13 protein-coding genes are annotated in these 18,264 nt (G+C 67.9%); 8 read left to right on the forward strand and 5 right to left on the reverse strand.

All coding sequences use genetic code 11. The features are described from left to right. The first annotated feature begins 109 nt into the window (after nt 1-109). Together R2733_24025 and R2733_24030 are read left to right on the forward strand one after the other, a co-directional pair. Nucleotides 110-3,691, forward strand: coding sequence for a WD40 repeat domain-containing protein (locus tag R2733_24025; protein ID MEZ5379590.1), 3,582 nt, complete (start codon nt 110-112; stop codon nt 3,689-3,691). A gap of 45 nt (nt 3,692-3,736) precedes the next feature. Then, a complete protein-coding gene (locus R2733_24030) occupies nt 3,737-6,937 on the forward strand; it encodes a hypothetical protein (protein ID MEZ5379591.1) in 3,201 nt (1,066 codons plus the stop codon). 1 nt (nt 6,938) lies between these two features. Here R2733_24030 and R2733_24035 read toward each other — a convergent pair whose 3' ends face one another. The 4 genes from R2733_24035 to R2733_24050 form a co-directional block, all read right to left on the reverse strand. Beyond that, the gene (locus tag R2733_24035) at nt 6,939-8,411 is read right to left on the reverse strand and encodes an MFS transporter (GenBank protein MEZ5379592.1); all 1,473 of its coding nucleotides are present in this window, start codon (nt 8,409-8,411) and stop codon (nt 6,939-6,941) included. A 64-nt stretch (nt 8,412-8,475) separates the two neighbouring features. After that, nucleotides 8,476-9,675, reverse strand: coding sequence for a cytochrome P450 (locus R2733_24040; GenBank protein ID MEZ5379593.1), 1,200 nt, complete (start codon nt 9,673-9,675; stop codon nt 8,476-8,478). Between the two features lie 146 nt (nt 9,676-9,821). Then, the gene (locus R2733_24045; protein MEZ5379594.1) at nt 9,822-11,177 is read right to left on the reverse strand and encodes an SPASM domain-containing protein; all 1,356 of its coding nucleotides are present in this window, start codon (nt 11,175-11,177) and stop codon (nt 9,822-9,824) included. Between the two features lie 29 nt (nt 11,178-11,206). Then, entirely contained in the window at nt 11,207-11,572 is a 366-nt protein-coding gene (locus R2733_24050) for a hypothetical protein (protein MEZ5379595.1), read from the reverse strand. An 87-nt stretch (nt 11,573-11,659) separates the two neighbouring features. Between R2733_24050 and R2733_24055 the strand changes: the two genes are divergently transcribed. Continuing rightward, the gene (locus tag R2733_24055; GenBank protein ID MEZ5379596.1) at nt 11,660-12,145 is read left to right on the forward strand and encodes a CinA family protein; all 486 of its coding nucleotides are present in this window, start codon (nt 11,660-11,662) and stop codon (nt 12,143-12,145) included. A 28-nt stretch (nt 12,146-12,173) separates the two neighbouring features. Here the strand turns inward: R2733_24055 and R2733_24060 are convergent, their stop codons facing one another. Then, the gene (locus R2733_24060) at nt 12,174-12,593 is read right to left on the reverse strand and encodes a cupin domain-containing protein (protein MEZ5379597.1); all 420 of its coding nucleotides are present in this window, start codon (nt 12,591-12,593) and stop codon (nt 12,174-12,176) included. 60 nt (nt 12,594-12,653) lie between these two features. Here R2733_24060 and R2733_24065 point away from each other — a divergent pair, with 60 nt between their 5' ends. From R2733_24065 to R2733_24085, 5 genes are all read left to right on the forward strand, one after another. After that, nucleotides 12,654-13,364 carry a response regulator transcription factor gene (locus tag R2733_24065; GenBank protein MEZ5379598.1) on the forward strand — a complete coding sequence of 237 codons (711 nt, stop codon included), beginning with the start codon at nt 12,654-12,656 and terminating at the stop codon, nt 13,362-13,364. A gap of 86 nt (nt 13,365-13,450) precedes the next feature. Further along, the gene (locus R2733_24070; GenBank protein ID MEZ5379599.1) at nt 13,451-15,631 is read left to right on the forward strand and encodes a cation:proton antiporter; all 2,181 of its coding nucleotides are present in this window, start codon (nt 13,451-13,453) and stop codon (nt 15,629-15,631) included. 81 nt (nt 15,632-15,712) lie between these two features. After that, on the forward strand, nt 15,713-17,122 hold the full coding sequence (locus R2733_24075) for a HAMP domain-containing sensor histidine kinase (protein MEZ5379600.1): 1,410 nt from the start codon (nt 15,713-15,715) through the stop codon (nt 17,120-17,122). Further along, nucleotides 17,119-17,703, forward strand: a complete 585-nt coding sequence (locus tag R2733_24080) for a GerMN domain-containing protein (GenBank protein ID MEZ5379601.1) — start codon at nt 17,119-17,121, stop codon at nt 17,701-17,703. Before R2733_24075 ends, R2733_24080 begins: the two co-directional genes overlap by 4 nt. Before the next feature lie 89 nt (nt 17,704-17,792). Further along, nucleotides 17,793-18,263 carry a universal stress protein gene (locus R2733_24085; protein MEZ5379602.1) on the forward strand — a complete coding sequence of 157 codons (471 nt, stop codon included), beginning with the start codon at nt 17,793-17,795 and terminating at the stop codon, nt 18,261-18,263. Nucleotide 18,264: the final 1 nt, after the last annotated feature.

Below are 18,264 nucleotides of genomic sequence, written 5' to 3' on the forward strand. Positions count from 1 at the left end.
GTCCAAGCGGGTCCGCCGATCCGTCGCGCTGGCGTTGCATTTCGGTTGCGTCTGCTTCTTAGGGTCGACCAACTCACGAGCAGCGTCAGGGGGATCAGTGGGCGAGGGAATGAGCCTTGCCGAATTCGCCGAGCACCTCGGACGGGCGAAGCGGGCGTCTCGGTGGAGCTACAAGGCCCTCGGAGCCGCACTCGATCGACCGCCGTCGACCCTGCACGGATGGATCTCGGGCGAGCATCTGCCCTATCCCCGTGATATCGACGATTTCGCCCGCTTGCTCGACGTCCTCGGGATCGAGGACGTCGATCGCATGCTTGCGGCCGTTGTCTTGTTGCGCACCCAGCGCCACTCGCCTCGTCGGAACCCCTACCGCGGCCTCGAGGCGTACTCGGCCGACGACGCCGACCTCTTCTTCGGACGAGACGACGACGCAGCATCGATCGCCCAGGTCGTCAGCGAACGGCTGGCCGTGAGCGAGGCATCGCCACCCCTCGTCGTGCTCGGGCGATCGGGCGTCGGCAAGTCCTCCCTCCTCCAGGCCGGGGTTCAGGCATTGCTTGAGACCGATGGGCACGACGTCGACTACGTCGTTGCAGCCGACATGCCCCTGCCGTCGCTCGGCGACGGACCACGTGTCGTGATCGTCGATCAGTTCGAGTTCCTGCTGCAGCGAGGCCAGGAGGCCGCGCTCGCGGCGACGATCGGTCAGTTGCACGAGGCGATCGATGTCGGTGCGGTCGTCGTAGTCGTGATCCGCTCCGACTACTTCGAGCGGGCGTCGTCGATCGGCTTCTTGATGGCCGGCTTCCGGGCCGGACCCTATGTGGTCGACGCGCTCAGCCCGGAGCAGGTGGTGTCGTGCATCATCGCTCCGGCGGACCGAACCGGGCGGACGATCGAGCCAGCACTGCTCACCCAGCTGCTCGTCGACGTCCAGGTCCACGCTGCGCAGCGGGTCGAGTCGAGCCCACTCCCGTTGCTCTCCCACATTCTCTACCGGCTCGCCTCCGACGACAGCGATCAGCTCACGCTCGACGGCTACCGGGCGATCGGTGGACTCGAGGGAGCGCTCGAACAGTCGGCCGAGGACGCCTTTGCCGAACTCGAGGGCGAGCTTCCCGGTCTCACCCGGGCCGTGCTCTGCCGCATGGTGGAGCTCGGCGAGGAAGGTCGTCCGACTCGTCGACCGGTGCGGCTCCAGCCGTTGCGGGCATCGCTGTCGGCATCCGATGTCGACGCCGTGATCGACGCCTTCACCCGCCGTCGCCTCGTCGTGGTCGACATCGACAGTGCGACGATCAGTCACGAGACGTTGGTGATGTCGTGGCCCCGCCTGGGCCGATGGATCGAGGAGACCCGCGCCTCGTTGGCCACGCTTCGAACGGTGCGGACCGCTCGCAGCTTGTGGAGCGATGCCGATCGCGACCCGTCGCTCTTGCTGTCGGGTCAGCCGCTCGACGATGCGATGGCGGTGACCGCCGACCCGATTGCCCAGCTCCACCTCGAGCCGGCCGACGAGGAGTTCTTGGCGATCAGCTGCGAGCGACGAGATGCCCAACGGACCGATGACGACGCTGCGACGTCCCGGCACATTGCGACGGCCGCCGCGCTGCTGGCCGAGTCCGAGCGAGCAACGAGCGCCCAGCTTGCCGCAGCGGCCTACACCATCTCCCCCACCGTCGAGGCCCGATCAGCGCTGATCAGTGCCGCTGCGTCAGCACTTGGACCGCGGATCGCAACGGCGCCCGGCAACACCGGCCTCGCCCGATTCGACCGAGGACTGGTCCATGCGACACGCAACTCCTTGACGCTCTATCGCCGGTCTCCGCTCGGACTGCAGGTGCAGACAACGCTCACACCCCATCTCGACGGCGACGTCGCCGCCTTCGACATCTCGAGCGATGGCAAGATCGTCGTCGCCGGCACCGAGACCGGCCACGTGGTGATCCTCGGGACCGATCCCGATCAACCTGCGATCGTCGAGCTCTCAACGACCGATCGCCCTGCCGACGAGCGACACGAGGTCACCGCCATCGCCGTTGCGGGAAAAGGCCAGATCATCGCCGTCGGGCATGGATCGGGCGCCGTGACGATCTGGCGGCGCGAGGGCGACACACACGACTGGGTGCTGTCCGACACGATCGCCTTGCCGGCACGCACGATGGACCTCGCCATCGACGACGGAGCCCTGCGCCTCGCAACGGCGAGCTACGACGGCACGGTTGCCCTTTGGAATCTCGAAGGGATGGCGAACCCCCTGTGGACCAATGACGACGCCAGGGGCGATCCCGCCTCGGCGATCGCACTCGACGCGGCGGGCTCCCGCCTCGCCGCTGGTCACCACGGTGGCGAGGTCCGGTGCTGGGACCTGACCGATCCCGATCGCCCAGTCGAGTTCGATCGATCGGGAAGCCGCGCCGCCACGTGGATCAACAGCATCAGCTTCGCTCCTGATGGCAACCTCGTGGCCGTTGCGAGCTCTGATGGACGCGTGCGCTTCTGGCAGGTCGCGGGGTGGCAGGCGCTCGAACGTCGGCTCCGTCACCCGTCCGTGATCACCGATGTCGTGCTGTTCGACAGCTTTGGTCTGGCCACGACCGGCGAGGACGGTGTGCTGCGTGTCTGGCTCGACCATCAGGCACAACCGCTCGATGTGCCGCCGACCTGGGCGATCCTTGCCGACCGGAACCCTGAATTCGTCGTGTCGGTCGATCGCACGGGCGCCTATGCCTGGACACTCGATCACAACGGCGAACTTCGAACCGACGACCTCTTTCGACCGGCGGCCGAGGGGTTGATACTTGCGGGTTCCGGTGCGCTCTCGGCTGGAGGCTCGGCGCTGTGCTTGGGTACCAGGACCGGCTCGATCGTGTGCATCGACCCGGCGAGTCGGCAGGTTCGGGGCACACTCGACGATGCGGGCGATCTGATCGAGCAACTGGCGATGGACGACGCCGGCACGATGCTGGCGGCAGCCGTTCGCGACGGCGTCTGCACGGTGTGGACCAAGGCGGCCGATCGATCGATGTCGGTGGTCGGCACCGTCTCGATCACCGCGCCGGCGCTCGGGGTCGCGATCGATCCTGCCGGTCGGCGAGTTGCGGTCACGTCCGGCGCCGGCGAGATCGCGCTGGCCGAGGTCGACGACAGCCTCGGTTTGGAGGTCATCGCCCGACACCGGCCGACGACGTCGACGGGAACGCTGTGCGCAACGTTCCACCCGACGTCGGCCCTGCTGGCCACCGGTTCGGTCGACCGGACCGTCACGGTCTGGCGAGCCGACCGATCCGGCCTTCACGTCGTCCGGCAGCTGAGGGGCCCAGCCGGCAATGTGCTCGGTGTGAGGTTTTCCCCGAGCGGTCGCCGCCTGGCGGCCGGCACGACCGACGGCTCGATCTGGCTCTGGCAATGCCACGACGACCGGTTCGAACTCGAGACCGTGATCACGACCGGGACGGCGGGCGTGTACTGCGTGGTCTTCGCCCACGACGATCTGCTCTTTACCGCCGGCCCGGCCAACCGGCCCCAACGCTGGACCCTCGATCCGACGGTCATTCTCAACGACTTGGCCGAGCGGGCCGGCGATCCCATCGACCCAGAGCTCCTCCGCCGGTATGCACCCAGAGGTGACCTCGAACGAGTCGCATGGCGCCGTTCGAAGTCGTCCGAGCTGACCGGAGATCGTTGCTGACGTCCTGCGATTGAAGGACACTGCTTCGGTTCCGGGAGGAGGACAGTGGGCAGCGGCAACAAGCGACGGTTCGGGGTGCGCGTGTTCGGCCACGTCACCGTGACGGGTGGCGAGTCCTCGACAGCACTCGACCTGTCGAAAATCCACACGCAGCTGCTCGCGGCCCTTGTTGCAGCCGGACCGGAAGGGCAGCCACACGACCGACTGGCCGAAATCGTCTGGCCATCCGGCCCTCCTCCGACGTGGTACGCGGCGCTGCGACTCAACATCAGCCGGCTGCGAGATCAGTTCCCCGACATCGACATCCGAGCCGCTTCCGGTCGCTACCGCCTGGCATGCCCCATCGATGCCGTCGACGCCTGGTGGCTCGATGAACTCGTGCGATCCGAACGCCTCCCCGACGAAGTCGACATCAGCCGGGCGGTCGTCGGTCGGCCGTACGACGGGATCGCGTCGGGGCCACTCCTCGACGACGCCCGGCATCTCGCCGAGTTCCAACAACGGCGACTGGTGGAACGCTTTCGCAGCGTCGGGGCCACGACGCTCGAGGACGCCACCGCATCATCGTTGATCGCCCATGCCGCCCGGGAGTACACCGACACCGACACCATCGGCCAGGTCATCACGATCCTCGAGGTCGCCGACCGCGGCGACGAGGCCGCACGACTCCTCCAGACCGTGATCGAACGGCACCGCCGGGAGATCGGTGTCGTACCCGACGAACTGGGCAGCCGGCTACGGGCCCTGGTGCCGCAACGACCGATCGCCGCCCATCAACGGGCTGCGGCATCGGTGGCGTTGCGACACCCGGCGCTCGACCTCGCCGGCACGAGTCCGCTGATCGGTCAGCACGACATCGTCGACACGCTCATGTCGTCGACATCGTGTTTGTTGCTCGGGCCGAGCGGCTCAGGCAAGACCAGGCTGACCGCGATGGCCGTCGACCAACTCGCTCTGAGCGGTCAGCCCTGTCTCTACGTGATCCCCCTCGCCGACGACGCACCGCCGCTGGCCGCGCTCCACGTTGCCGTTCCTTCCCTCGCATCGTTTCCGACGCCCAGCCAACCCGGCGATGACGCGATGGCCGAGGCCGTCCGCCAACATTGGCAGCACCTGGTCCGTCTCGCCCGCGATGCCGACGACGTGCTCCATGTGTTCGTAGATGACGCCGACGCACTCGATGCGGCCTCGCTCGACGTCGTTCGGCTCCTGATGCACTCATCGCTCACCGACGACCGACTCTCGGTCACGGTGGCGGCCGACGGCGACGGAGCGTCGTCCGAATGGCTGAGCTTGCGCCACGACCTCGAGCACCTCAGGGTCCCCGTGTTGCACATCGCTCCACTCGAGCGTGACGACATCATCGCGGCGGTTCTCCGCGAGTTCGGTGACGCCACCCTCGACGCGGCCGAAGGCTTGGCCGACGACATCCACGCGGCGAGCGGCGGGCTCGCCGCCCTCGTCGTTGCACTACTGGCGGCGGCCGATCCCACCACCTTGCTCCTCCCGGAGCGCGCCGTCGCCGGTCAGGCAACCGGTCGCCTGCTCAGCCGCCTGAGCGAGGAGGTTCGCGAGGTCGGCGTGGGCGCCGCCGTTCTGGGCGACACGTTCCGTCTGGACGACCTGGCGCACATCCTCGACCGACCGGCCGACGAGATCGAGCGAGCGGTGGGCGAGCTGTGGTCCCGAGAACTCGTCGACGAGTGCGATGATCAGAACGAGTTGCGGTTCCGCGACCTCCGTCTGCGTCACGCACTGCTGGGTTCGGTCCCGCGGTTCCGGCTGTCCGCGCTGCATCTGCGGGTGCTCGAGATCGAGAGCGATCCGCATCGCCGAGCCCATCATGCCTACGCAGCCGCTCCGAGCGGTTCGATCGACGTTGCGGTTGCGCTGCTCACCGACTCGGCGACCCGGTACCACGAACGTGGTCACTGGCGTGCCGTCACACGGGAATGCGAGCGTGTCGACCAACTCCTGGGCGACGAGACACCGGTCGAGGTGCTCACCATGTGGGCGGCGGCGCTGGACGCATCCGGGCTCGACGGCACGACGGCCCGCCTACGAGCCTTCGAACGAGCGGCGGCTGCGCAGGATTGGGACCAGGCCGTCGCTGCTGCTCTCTCGGGCCTTCCGCACGGTGAACGCGGCGCTGGCGACTCGGCTCGTCTCTCACTCCTGCGACGGCTTCCATTCGATCAGATCCCACCCCGTCGCCGATTCGACGTGGCCTTCTACCAGAGCCGGTTCTCGGCACTCGGCGGCCGACCGGCCGACGCCGTCGACTGGGCCGATCGGGCACTCGGCCTGGCGACGACCGACGAACAGGTCGCGCTGGCTCACGTCACCAGCTGGACCGCCCGCCACCACATCCAACCGGCCGACCACGCCTTCCCCGATCATCTGCACGATCTTGGTGGTGTCGAGGGCGCCCGGATCCAGCAGATGATGGCCATCACCGCGTTCGAGCGCAACGATCGAGCGACTGCACTCGAACACCATCGTCGGTTCGTCGACCTTGGCACCCGAACAGGCGACCCGACCCGCTTGTGGCATGCGTTGTGTTTCGACGCCATGCTGGCCCTCGACGCCGGCGAGGTCCAAGCTGCCGGGCGCATCGCCGACGAGGCGTACGAACACGGCTCGCGACACGGAGTGGTCGAGGCCTCGAGCGCCCGAGCCGCGGCCCTGTTCTTCGACGCCTGGACCCGAACCGATCTGGCCGACCTCGCGCCGATGATGTGGCAGCTGCGCAACAACCTCGGACGCACCATCACCGGTCGCGCCGGGCTTGCCATCGCCGATGCCATCTGTGGTGATGCCGAACGAGGCCGCAGCGACGGCGTGCAGATCGCCAGGGAGGCGCTGGCCCGACCCGGCAGCATGTCGCTCCCGATCGTTGCCGCACTCGCCGACGTCCTCGCCTCGACCGGCGACCGAGCGCTCATCGACGAGACTCGACGATTTCTGCTCCCCTTCGCCGGGAGGTCGATCGTCGTCGGCTTCGGACTGTTCAACCTCGGTCCGGTCGAGCGTGCGCTGGCCCTTCTCAGCGACGACACGCAGCGCACGCATTGGCTGGAGGCTGCGGTCGCCGCATCCGACGCGTCCGGCTCACTGCGTTGGCGAGTGCTCAGCCGTCTCGCACTGGCCGATCACGCCGGCGATGTCACCATCCGCGGCGCAGCCGCCGACCTCGCGGCCGATTCCGAGCTTCGATCGCTCTTCATCGACGACGTTCGGACCTGACTCAGGCCGCCACGGTCGTGCGGGCTGCGGCCCGGGGGATGGCGATCGAGGCCAAGAGTCCGGCAACGGCGACCGCCAGGCCGAGGAGATAGGTGATCACGAACCGGCTACTCGAGCCGTCGTCGCCCACCAGCACGTTCATCGTCTGGATGCCGGCCACGATGCCGATGAACATCACCTGTTGGCTCATGCCGTTGGCGATTCCCATGTCGGCCTCGTCGACGGCGTCGACCACCATGGCCGAGATCGAGGGCTGGGAGATGCCGGCCGCGATGCCGGTGAGGACCAGGCCGAGCACGATCAGGCCGATGCCGACGCCGTCGGTCAGCGGCGCTGCGGCAGTGAACGCTGCCATCGACGCCACCATGAACAGCGACCCGAAGACGATCGGCAGACGCTGGCCGATGCGCTGCGGCAGGTAGCCGCCGAACACGGCCGAGGCGCTGAAGGCACCGGGTCGGGGGGCCATCAGCAGGGCGATGCCGCCGACGGTCCAGCCGTAGCGCTTCTCGAGCAGTGCGGGGGTGACCACGAACCCGCCCATGTAGGCGAACTGCATGAGGGCCGACGAAACCATCGGCAGCGTGAAGTGACGGCGACCGAAATAATCGAGCCGGATCATCGGTGCCGGCGCCGACCGCTCGACCCGGATGAAGCCGACGGTGGCGGCGACTGCGAGGACGATGAGGAGCCAGCCGAGCGGATCGAAGATTGCGGCGGTGTCGACCCCGTCACGCAGCTGACCGGTGAAGCGAGTGATCGCCAAGAGCGCACCCAGCACGGCGAGCGCCAGCGCTGCGGCGCCGTTGTAGTCGATGGCCACCACCTTGCGGACCGGTGATGCTTCCAACACGAGCGCCGCGGTGACCAGGGCGAGCCCGTTCACTGCGGCGAAGATCAGGAACAGGGCCCGCCAGCCGAGCAGGTCGATGAGGGGTCCACCCAGCACGATGCCGATGGTCGGCGCACCGGTCATGGCGAATTGGAACCAGCCCATGGCGGTGGCCCGTCGCCGTGGCCCGTAAGCGTGCATCATCAGTGCCTGGGCGTTGGGGATGACCATGGCGCCGCACATGCCAAAAGCCACGCGGAACACGATGAGCGAACCCGCGTTCCACGCCAGGCCCGAGGCCAATGTGGCGAGCACACCGGCGAAGAGGCCGATGAGGAAGACCTTGCGGTGGCCGTGGATGTCGCCGAGCTTGCCACCCAGCGGCGTCATGACCGCCATGGCCAGCATGAGCCCGGTGATCACCCAGGTGAGCGTGGCCCGAGAGGTCTCGAGATCGTCGGCGATCGTGCCGAGGGCCACGGTCACGATCGTCATGAGCGAACCGAAGGCGGTCACGGCCAGCATCACGACGGCCAGCAGGGTGGCTCGATAGCGGTCGCCGGGGTCGACGTGTTCGATGATCTCGTCGTCGGCGATCGTCACATCGGGCCTCGTCGCACGGGTCTCCTGTCGCGTTGGCATGATCCCGAACGAATCTCGTTCGACTATCGAAGGATCAAGCTATCGCGGGGCGGCCCCCGGGCGGTCAGGCGGTGAAGACCACCGGGCACTCACGCGGGCCGCGCACCTGGCCGCCGGCCCAGGTGACTGTGGCGCCCTCGACGATCGAGAACTCGGGGATGCGGGCGAGCCACTCCTCGAGTGCCACCCGCAACTCCATCCGAGCCAGGTTCGAGCCGGCGCAGCGGTGGATGCCGACACCGAAGGCGACGTGGCGGTTCACGGCACGGTCGAGGATGACCCTGTCGGCGTCGGGAAACTGCTCGGGATCGCGATTGGCCGCCGGGAAGTTCAACACAACGTGATCACCCTCGTGCATCGGACAGCCGTTGACCTCGGTGTCGGAGGTGACGAGCCGGGCCATGGTGACCGGCGAATAGGCCCGCAGCAGTTCCTCGAGCGCGGTGTCCATCAGCTCGGGCTCGTTGACGAGCCGGCGGCGGTCGTCGGGGTGGGTGGCGAGGTGCCACAGCGCGGCACCGATGCTCGACCAGGTGGTGTCGACACCGGCGATCAGGGTGAGGGCGACCGTGCCCAGGATGTGGGCGTCGGGAATCGGTTCACCTTCGATCTCGGTGTGCATCAGCGCCGAGATGAGGTCCTCACCCGGGTCGACCCGCCGCTCCTCCATCAGCTGGCTGAAGTACATCACCAGCTCGGCGGTGGCCTTCTCCCGGCGGGGAACGTCGTGTGCGAACTCGAGCACGTCTCGCACCCAGCCGGTGAAGGTGTCGGCCATCGAGTCGGGCACCCCGAGCACGAGACCGATGATGCGCACCGGGATCTGCTGGGCGTAGTCGGCGGCAGCATCAGCCGTGCCGTTCTCGATGAAATTGTCGATCAGTCGACGGCACAGTTCACGGGTCTTGGCCTCGTACTGATCGACCCGTGTTGGCGAGAACCAGGGCAGCAAGAGCCGTCGTGACCAGGTGTGATCCGGAGGATCGACCGAGATCGGCGGCACGCCGGCGGGCAACAGATCGGGTCCGTCGAAGTTGGGGTCGGGCGGCAGGACGCCCACATGGCTCGAGCTGAACGTGGCCACGTCGCGTGCAATGGCGACGACGTCTTCGTAGCGGGTCGGAAGGAACGAACCCCCGCGGCGCTCGGTGTGCGCGACCGGGCAGGTGCCCCGCAGGTCGTCCCAGATCATGAACGGATCGGCGACATAGTCGGGATCGAGGATGTCGAAGTCGATTGACCAGTCCTGCACGGCATCACTCATGGCAGCTCCCCTCGTTGGCCGACTCACCCCGAGCCGGACCGTTTCAGCGCAGCCTTACGCAGTATGGCTGTGGCGGCAAGCAGCCCCACTGATCCCGATGGCGTCGGCCCGGGCGATCGCCCGTGCCGATGGGGTTCGGGCTCGGTTCAACGGGTGAGTTCGAGCGACGCCGATCGGCGGGTTGCGCCGAGCTGCACCGGCGTCTCACCGGTGATCCGACGGGGCAGCGTCGGTCGGCCCGACATGGCGGCGATCAGATCGAGCACCTGCTCGCGATTGGTCTCGCGGAAGGTGCCGCACCGGTCGGGGCGAAGCGCCTCGTCGAAGGCATGGTGGGCGCACCCGCCCATGCACACCGGAAGGGCGATGCACTCCCGGCACTCGGCGTCGGCGAAGGGGTCGTAGTCGAGCCAGCGCCGGATCTTGGAGTTGGTGTTCGCGTGATCGTCGATGTGGCCGGTCACTTCGGCGGGATCGCCGACAGAGTCCCAGCACTTGTACAGCTCGCCCGCGCTGCCGATCACCATGGAGTTTCGGCGCACGGCCGTACAGGCCGTTCCCTTCGGACTCACCAGGTGCGGACGGGCAAACCCACGGACGACGAGCTCACGCTTGAACTCCAGCTCGACCTGCGCGAACTCACGCTTCGACATCAGCGGTGTTGCGTAGTCGGCGTTCGGACCGATGCCGTCGACGGTGCTGCCGACGAGATTCGCCACATACACGCTCACACGGCCACGCAGTCCCTCCTGCTCGAGAATGTCGAGCAATTCGACGGCTCGTGGCGCGTTTGACCGATCGAGGTTGACTCGCAGGGCAACGTCGAAGTGGTCGGCAGCGTGGTGCAGGTTCTCCACGATGCGGCCGAAGGTGGCGCCGCCCGATGCCAGCGGTCGGTAGCGATCGTGCACGTCGGGCGGTCCGTCGAGCCCGATCTGCGCCGACCGGACTCGCCGGGCCGCCAACTCGCGACACATGTCGGCGTCGAGCAGGTAGCCATTGGTGATGATCGACGCCGTGTAGTCGACGTCGTTGGCGTCGCAACGCTCGATGAAGGCGTCGGACAGGCTGAACAGCGGTCGCTTGCCCACCAGCGGCTCTCCGCCGAACCAAGTGACGGAAAGCTGCGACAGCGAGTCGATCTGGCGGTCGACAGCGGCGAGAATCGATCGCTCGACATCGAGATCGATGATGGACGGGTGCTTGGCCTCGAAGCAGTACGGACAGTCGAAGTTGCAGCCGAGGCTGGTCACGATCGTGAGCCCGAGAATCGAGGCATCATCTCGTGACGCTCGGTACCGGGCCTCGAGGACGTCTCGCTCATCGTGGCCGCCGGCAACCACGATGCGGCCGAGGGTCAGATCGGCCAGGAAATCCTGCGAGAGACCCGTCGCTGCGCTTCCGGACACCAGGGCGTCAAGCGCCTCTCGCTCCGACCGGCTCATCGATCGCACGGCGCCGGACATGCCGTTGTGGACATACCAGCGGTCGTCGACCTCCACCCAGGTGTTGTAGCGAGACTCCCGCACGCTCAGTACTTCCAGCCCGAGCGGAAATCGCTCCCCGTCCCGACCACGTAGTACTTCCCGCACTCGAGGTCGTCGCACACGTTGGTGCCGGAGCAGGTCATCTCCCCGCACTTGAGATCGAGTGAGATCGGGCCGAAGAAGTCGAGTCCGACCTTCGACGAGAAGGAGCTGAAGCCGACCACTTCTTCGTCGTGGAGGGCCTCCATCAGTTGTTCGAACGCCGCAACGGCCTCGGGCGTCAGCTCGGCACCTTCACCGAGTCCGAGGGCGACCTTGATCTGGCCGACGCCGGGCGGCTCGATCACCCAGCCCGACCCTGCTTCCTCCGACCCTGCTGCTTCTGACGCTGTTGCTTCTTCCTCGGCCATGGGACCACTCCTTCGTTTCGTGCACGACGCGTTGACACAGACGCCGATAATCGAGCGCGGTTACATTGGCCGTCCTGGAGGTCCGAGATGCTCGAACACACCGATCTCGCTGCCCGAGTCGGGATGCTGCTCGTCGACCGAGGGCAGTTCGTCGCCACGGGCGAGTCCTCGGCCGGCGGATTGATCTCGGCCACGCTGCTGTCGGTGCCGGGAGCATCGGCGTTCTGCCTCGGCGGTGCGGTGGTGTACACCGGGCGTTCCCGCGGCCTGCTCTTCGCCGACGGTGAACTCCCGGCCGACGTGCGCGGCGGGACCGAGGCCTTCGCCGTTCACCTCGCCACCGCGGCGGCGAGTCGGATGCGGGCCGACTGGGGGCTGGCCGAGACCGGCGCCACCGGACCGAGTGGCAACCCCTACGGCGACCCTGCCGGCCACGCGTGGGTTGCGCTGCACCGCCCCGACGGCACGACCCGAGCCCAGCACGTCCTCACTGGCGACAACGACCGGGCCGCCAACATGGGCCGATTCACCAAAGCGGCCATCACCCTCCTGCTCGACGAGTTGACCGGCTGAGCGTCAATACGCTCGCTCGCTGCAAGAGCTACGACATGTCCTGATCGTCGTCGGTGTAGAACCGCGAGCCGGCGTCGAAGCGGTTGGGCGCGGCGAACATCGAGAGGATGACGGCGCCGTCGACCGAACGGGCTTCGTGGCGATTGCCACCCGGGCGCCAGATGTAGTGACCGGGGAGCGCCGTGCCCTCGTGATCCTCGAACGTTCCGGAGAGCACCCAGGTCTGCTCGACGTCGGCGTGCTCGTGGGGCGGGACGACCGCTCCAGGCGCCAGCTTGAACAGGATGGTCGATCGGCCGGTGGCAGCATCGGCCCACAGCACCTTCGTCTCGATGCCTGGAAAGTCGGACGGCTGCCACGCCATCTGCTCGGGATCGATGTAGCGCGACCGCAGCTCGGGCGGGTTCGGGTAGTTGGCGCTGCTGATCGGCGGTGCGGAATCGGCCATGACGGCTCCCCTCGGTGAGCGCGCCAGCTTAGGTGCACGTGGCGGTGGCAGACTGAGTCGGTGACCACGCCGGGACGACATCGCATCCTGCTCGTCGAGGACGACGATCGCATTCGGGCCTCGCTCCGGTTGGCCATGCGAGACGAGGGCTACGACGTACTCGAAGCCCCGTCGGCCGAAGCGGCGCTCGACGTCATGGCCGACGAGCGGCCCGAGCTGCTCCTCGTCGACGTGATGCTGCCCGGCATGAGCGGTCTCGATCTGATCCGTCGGGTTCGGCGAACGAGCGCCATCCCGATCGTCATCGTGACCGCTCGTGACGACTCGCACGACGTCGTTGCCGGCCTCGAGTGCGGGGCCGACGACTACGTGACCAAGCCTTACAACGTCAAGGAACTCGCCGCCCGGATCCGATCGCTGCTGCGCCGGGTCGACGGCATGTTCGACACCGGTGACGCTCCGATGGAGCTCACCTTCGACGAGCTGGCGATTGGTATCGAAGCCGGGACGGTCAGCCACCGTGGCCAGCGGATCGACCTCACCACCACCGAGTTCAAACTGTTGAGCGAGCTGGCGTCGAGCCCGAAGCGCGTACTGTCGCGTGAAGACCTCCTGTCGCGGGTGTGGGGCTACGACTACTACGGCGATCTTCGAGTGGTCGATGCCCACGTGGCGCGGCTGCGATCCAAGCTCGACGCCGCTGCCGGGCTGAAGGACTGGATCGTCACCGTCCGAGGCCTCGGCTACAAGTTCGATCCCGATCAGGCCTGACCGGATCCGCGCGCACAATCGGTCAGCGCGCACAGTGCGCGCATCGGGCGCGCAGAAGCGTCACGTTGGTGGTTCAGACTGCCGCCATGACCCTGACCCCGCCCACCGAACATCAGGTCCTCGTCTTCTTCGTCGCTCTCGTCGTCGTCATCGTCGTCGCCAAGTCACTGGGCGCGCTGATGCGCCGGATCGGCCAACCGTCGGTCGTCGGCGAGCTGGCGGCCGGCTTGATCCTCGGGCCCTCACTGCTGGGCCGGGTGGCACCCGATGTGACCGACTGGCTCTTCCCCGACGATGCCGCGCAGACCGCCATGCTGTTCACGGTCGGCTGGCTCGGGGTGATGCTGCTCCTCGTCTCCACCGGGTTCGAGACCGATCTCGGCCTGATCCGCCGGCTCGGCGGTGCCGCGGCCTGGGTGTCGACCGGCTCACTCATCGTGCCGATGGCCGCCGGCCTGTTCGTCGGGTGGTCGATCCCGAGCGTGTTCGTCGGCGAGGAGACAGAGCGGTACGTCTTCGCCCTCTTCATCGCCGCCGCGCTGTCCATCTCGTCTCTACCGGTGATCGCCAAGATCCTCACCGAAATGGGGCTGATGCGACGCAACTTCGGCCAGCTCACCTTGGCGGCTGGCATGGCCAACGACGTGCTCGGCTGGCTCCTGCTCGGCTTCGTCGCCGGATTGGCTCGAGGTGGACTCGACATCGGCAAGCTCGCCTTCACCGTCGTCGGCCTCGGTGTCTTCTTCGTGTTCGCCTTCACGGTCGGCAAGCGTCTGGTAGATCTGTCGCTGCGCCGTGTCCGACTCAACGGCGACGATCCGGTGTCGGGCCTCGTGGTCGTGCTCGTGACGGCGCTGGTGTTCGGCGTCATCACCCAGTGGCTCCATGTCGAGGCGGTGCTCGGCGCCTTCGTCGCCGGGGTCGTGCTGGCCCGGTCACGGTTTGCCGAGCATCGCCTCATCGCACCGGTCGAGTCGGTGACGACCGCGTTCCTCGCCCCGGTCTTCTTCGCCACCGCCGGCCTACGAGTCGACCTCGGCTTGCTGGCCGACCTCGAGACGCTCGCCTGGGCACTGCTGGTCGTAGCGGTCGCCAGCGTGTCGAAGTTCGCCGGGGCGTGGGTCGGTGCACGGTTCGGCCAACTGTCGAGCCGTGAGGGTGCAGCGCTCGGGGTCGGGCTGAACGCCCGAGGTGCGCTCGAGGTGGTCATTGCGACCGTTGGCCTCTCGCTCGGTGTGTTGAACGAGCGCTCCTACACGATCGTGGTGTTGATGGCGATGGCCACGTCGATGCTCGCTCCCCCGCTGCTGCGTCGGGTGCTACGTGACTTCGACGGCAACGCCAAGGAGCGTGACCGTCTCGATCGGGAGGCGGTGCTGGCGGCCAATTCGGTCGTCACCGACAAGGGTGTGTTGCTCGCCACCCGGGGCGGTATCTCCTCGATGCTCGCCGCACAGGTCATCGCCACCGCCTGGCCTGAGGACACCCCGGTCACACTGTTGACCGTGGGCGACCACGACGTGGACCTGCGCCCCTTCCGTGCCGTGCTTGCCGGCCATCGGGTGCACCACGTCGTGGTCGAGGACGGCGAACACGTTGCCGACGCCATCACCCGCGAGGCCCTCCTCGGCTACGGCGCCATCGCCATGGGCGCGGCGGTAGATGCCGACAGCGGTGGCGTCGTCTCACCACTCGTCGATGAGGTCGTCATGCATGCGCCGGTGCCGGTCGTGGTGGTTCGCATGCAACGGGACCACGGTCATCGTCTGCCGTGGGCCTTCGCCCGTGCAGTGGTGCCGGTGAACGGGAGCGCGGCCTCGGTCGGAGGTGTGGAAGTGGCTGGCCATCTCAGCGCCTCACTCGGTACCCACCTCCATCTGGTCTATGTCGACACGGCGCCGGAGCGGCGGGGCAGCCGCTCCGGCGGGGTCGGGGGTCTGCGCGACGCTGCGGGTGGTCGTCACGTGCTCGATCAGGTGTCGGCGCACATGACCCGGGTCGGCGCCAACTTCACCGCCACCCTCGAGCGGGCAACGTCACCGGCCGACGCCGTGGTGGCCTCGGTCGAGGAACTCGACGCCGACCTGGTCGTCGTGTCTGGGGCGCAGCGCAACGACGGCGGGGCTCCGGTCCTGGGCAACACGATCGAGCGAGTCCTCGATCGTTGCGGTGCCACGCTCGTGCTCGTCGTGTCACCCAACCGTCGGCGCGAGCCCGCCGCCGGGCGCGCCGAGACCGAGCGGATGCCGGCGGGCGTGGGACGGTGAACGCCGCTTCCCCCGGTCAAGTACGGTGTTCGACACCACCCCTAGCGCCCGGGTGAGCGATCCGCCGGGGAGAAGATACTGGTGCAGACCCAACTCGATCGCCGACGCCGCGGGCTCGAGTTTCGTCGTGCGGCCTCGTGGCGCCGCTTGCGGGTCCGCATTGCGGTGCGGGTCGCCGCCGTCGCCGCAGCGATTGCGATCGGGCTCGGCGTTGGCACCTACCTCGTGGTCCGGGATGCGCTGATCGACGAGCGGCAGCGAGGTGCGGTCGAGCAGGTCCGGGCCAATTCCCGGCTCGTCGCGTCCGGCATCCGCAGCACCGGCATCAGTGAGACGGAGCTGCTGGCCTCACTGCGACCCCAGGTCCGTGCTCGCCCGCTGCTCTATCGCGACGGGCGCTGGTTCACCGCCTCCTTGCAGATCCAGCCCGACCAGCTCCCCAACGCCTTCGTCGACGCCGCGCTCGACGGCGAGGCGGTACGCCAACGATTCGACATCGACGGCTCGACCGTGCTCGGTGTCGGGCTTCCGGTCGACGAGGTCTCCATCGTTTACTTCGAGGTCTTCTCGCTCGGCGATCTCGAAGAGACACTCGACACCCTCGCTGCCGCCCTCCTGATCGGCGCGGTCGTGTCCACCATCATCGGTGCGGCGCTCGGGCACTGGATCGGCTCGAGCGTGGTTCGCCCACTCGACGCAGTGAGCACGGTGGCCGAGCAGATCGCCGCAGGAAGTCTCGACTCCCGCCTCAGCGCCGCCGACGATCTCGACCTTCAGCGCCTGTCGCAATCGTTCAATTCGATGGCCGATGCTCTGCAGCGGAGGGTGCAGCGTGAGGCTCGATTCGCCTCCGACGTGAGCCACGAACTCCGCTCACCGCTCACGACGCTGCTCACCTCGGCCGCCGTGCTCGAGAACCGTCGCCACGAGTTGTCCGACGATGGGCGGGAGGCGCTCGATCTGCTCTCGGGCGACCTCGCCCGGTTCCAGCGGATGGTGATCGACCTGACCGAGATGTCGAAACACGACGCCGGGGTCGTGGTCGCCGACCGGTCCGAGGTCGGCATCGCCGAGCTGGTCGAGCGAACGCTGCGTCGTCTCCGTCGACCTGACATCGAGCTGGTCGTCGAACCGTCCGGTGCCGAACCGCTGGTGGTCGTGAATGAACCGGCAGTCGAGCGGATCATGGCCAACCTGATCGAGAATGCCGATCACCACGCCGACGGGGTGCATCGAATCACGGTCGAGGGCGATGCCACCACGACCAGGGTCCTGGTCGACGACCGGGGGCCGGGTGTGCCGGTCGAATCCCGGGAACGGATCTTCGACCGTTTCGCGCGCGTCGGTCCCGGCCGACTGTCGCTCGGGTCGGGCCTCGGACTGGCACTGGTGTCGGAGACGGTCATCGCCTTCGGCGGCCGAATCTGGTGTGACGACAGCCCCGAGGGCGGCGCACGGTTCGTCATCGAGCTTCCGAGAAGCGACCGATGAAGCGGCGTTGCTCCCCCTCAACCCTGCGGCTGGTTGCGCGCATCGCTGCGCTGTCGATCGTCCTCGCCGCCTGCGGTGTCGGTACCGAGGAGAACCCGACGGTGCTGGCTGAGGGAGACCAGCCCTTCGTCCTCGCTGGCCCCTCCGACGACGGAACGGACGAGGCCACCACCGAGTATGCGGTCTATCTGGTGCGAGACGAACGGCTGGTGGGCGTGTCCCGTGAGCTGTCCTCCGACGCCGGCGCAGCCGGGACCGTTCGCTCGCTGCTGGACGGGCCGACCGATGCCGAGGCGAGCGAAGGCTTGTCCACCGCCATCCCGTCGTCGACCCTGCTCACCGCTGTGGCCGTCGACGGATCAACGGCGACGGTCGATCTCACTTCCAGCTTCACCGCCGTCGGCGGAGTCGAGGAGATTCTCGCCGTCGGCCAGGTGGTCCTCACACTCTGCGAGTTCCCCACCATCGACGACGTGGCGTTCGTACTCGACGGCCGTGCGGTGGCCGTGCCGACCGGGGACGGGGCCCTCACCGAGCGTCCGGTCACCGCCGAGGACTACGCCGAGTTGCTCGATCGCTGACGGCGAACGCGCGCGATGCGCGCACGATCGTCGGACCGAACACACACCGCTCGTTCACACTGTGAGAGGAAGAACCCGGGAGGTGTTGCATGTCTGCAGTGATGGTCCCCACGTCGCCACGATCCGAACGTCGAGCCGAAGCGCCGATGCCTGCGCCGCCTCCGGTGACCGAGCGGCTCGTGGTCGTCGGCTACTCGGGCTCACCGAGCTCGCGATCGGCCGTGGCGTGGGCGGCCCGAACGACGCCGCTCACCGACCGGCTCGTGATCGTTCATGCAACGAGCGTGCCGATCGCTGTCCACAATGGCCCGTCGGCGCAGGTGGCCGAGGCGCTGGGCAACCCGACATGGGCCACCATGCGAACCGTGGTCGACGAGCTGATCGGCCGGGACCGAGCCGACACGATCGTCGAGCACGGACGGCCGGACGAGATCCTGCGTCGCTACGGGGCGACCGCCGACATGATCGTGGTCGGCCGACGCTCACGCCGCAACCGCCTGCTGCGACGGCTCATGGCGTCGGTCCCCTGCGCCGTCGTCGGCATCGACGTCGGCGGCTGAT

Source organism: Acidimicrobiales bacterium (assembly GCA_041394265.1).
Lineage (GTDB): Bacteria > Actinomycetota > Acidimicrobiia > Acidimicrobiales > SZUA-35 > JBBQUN01.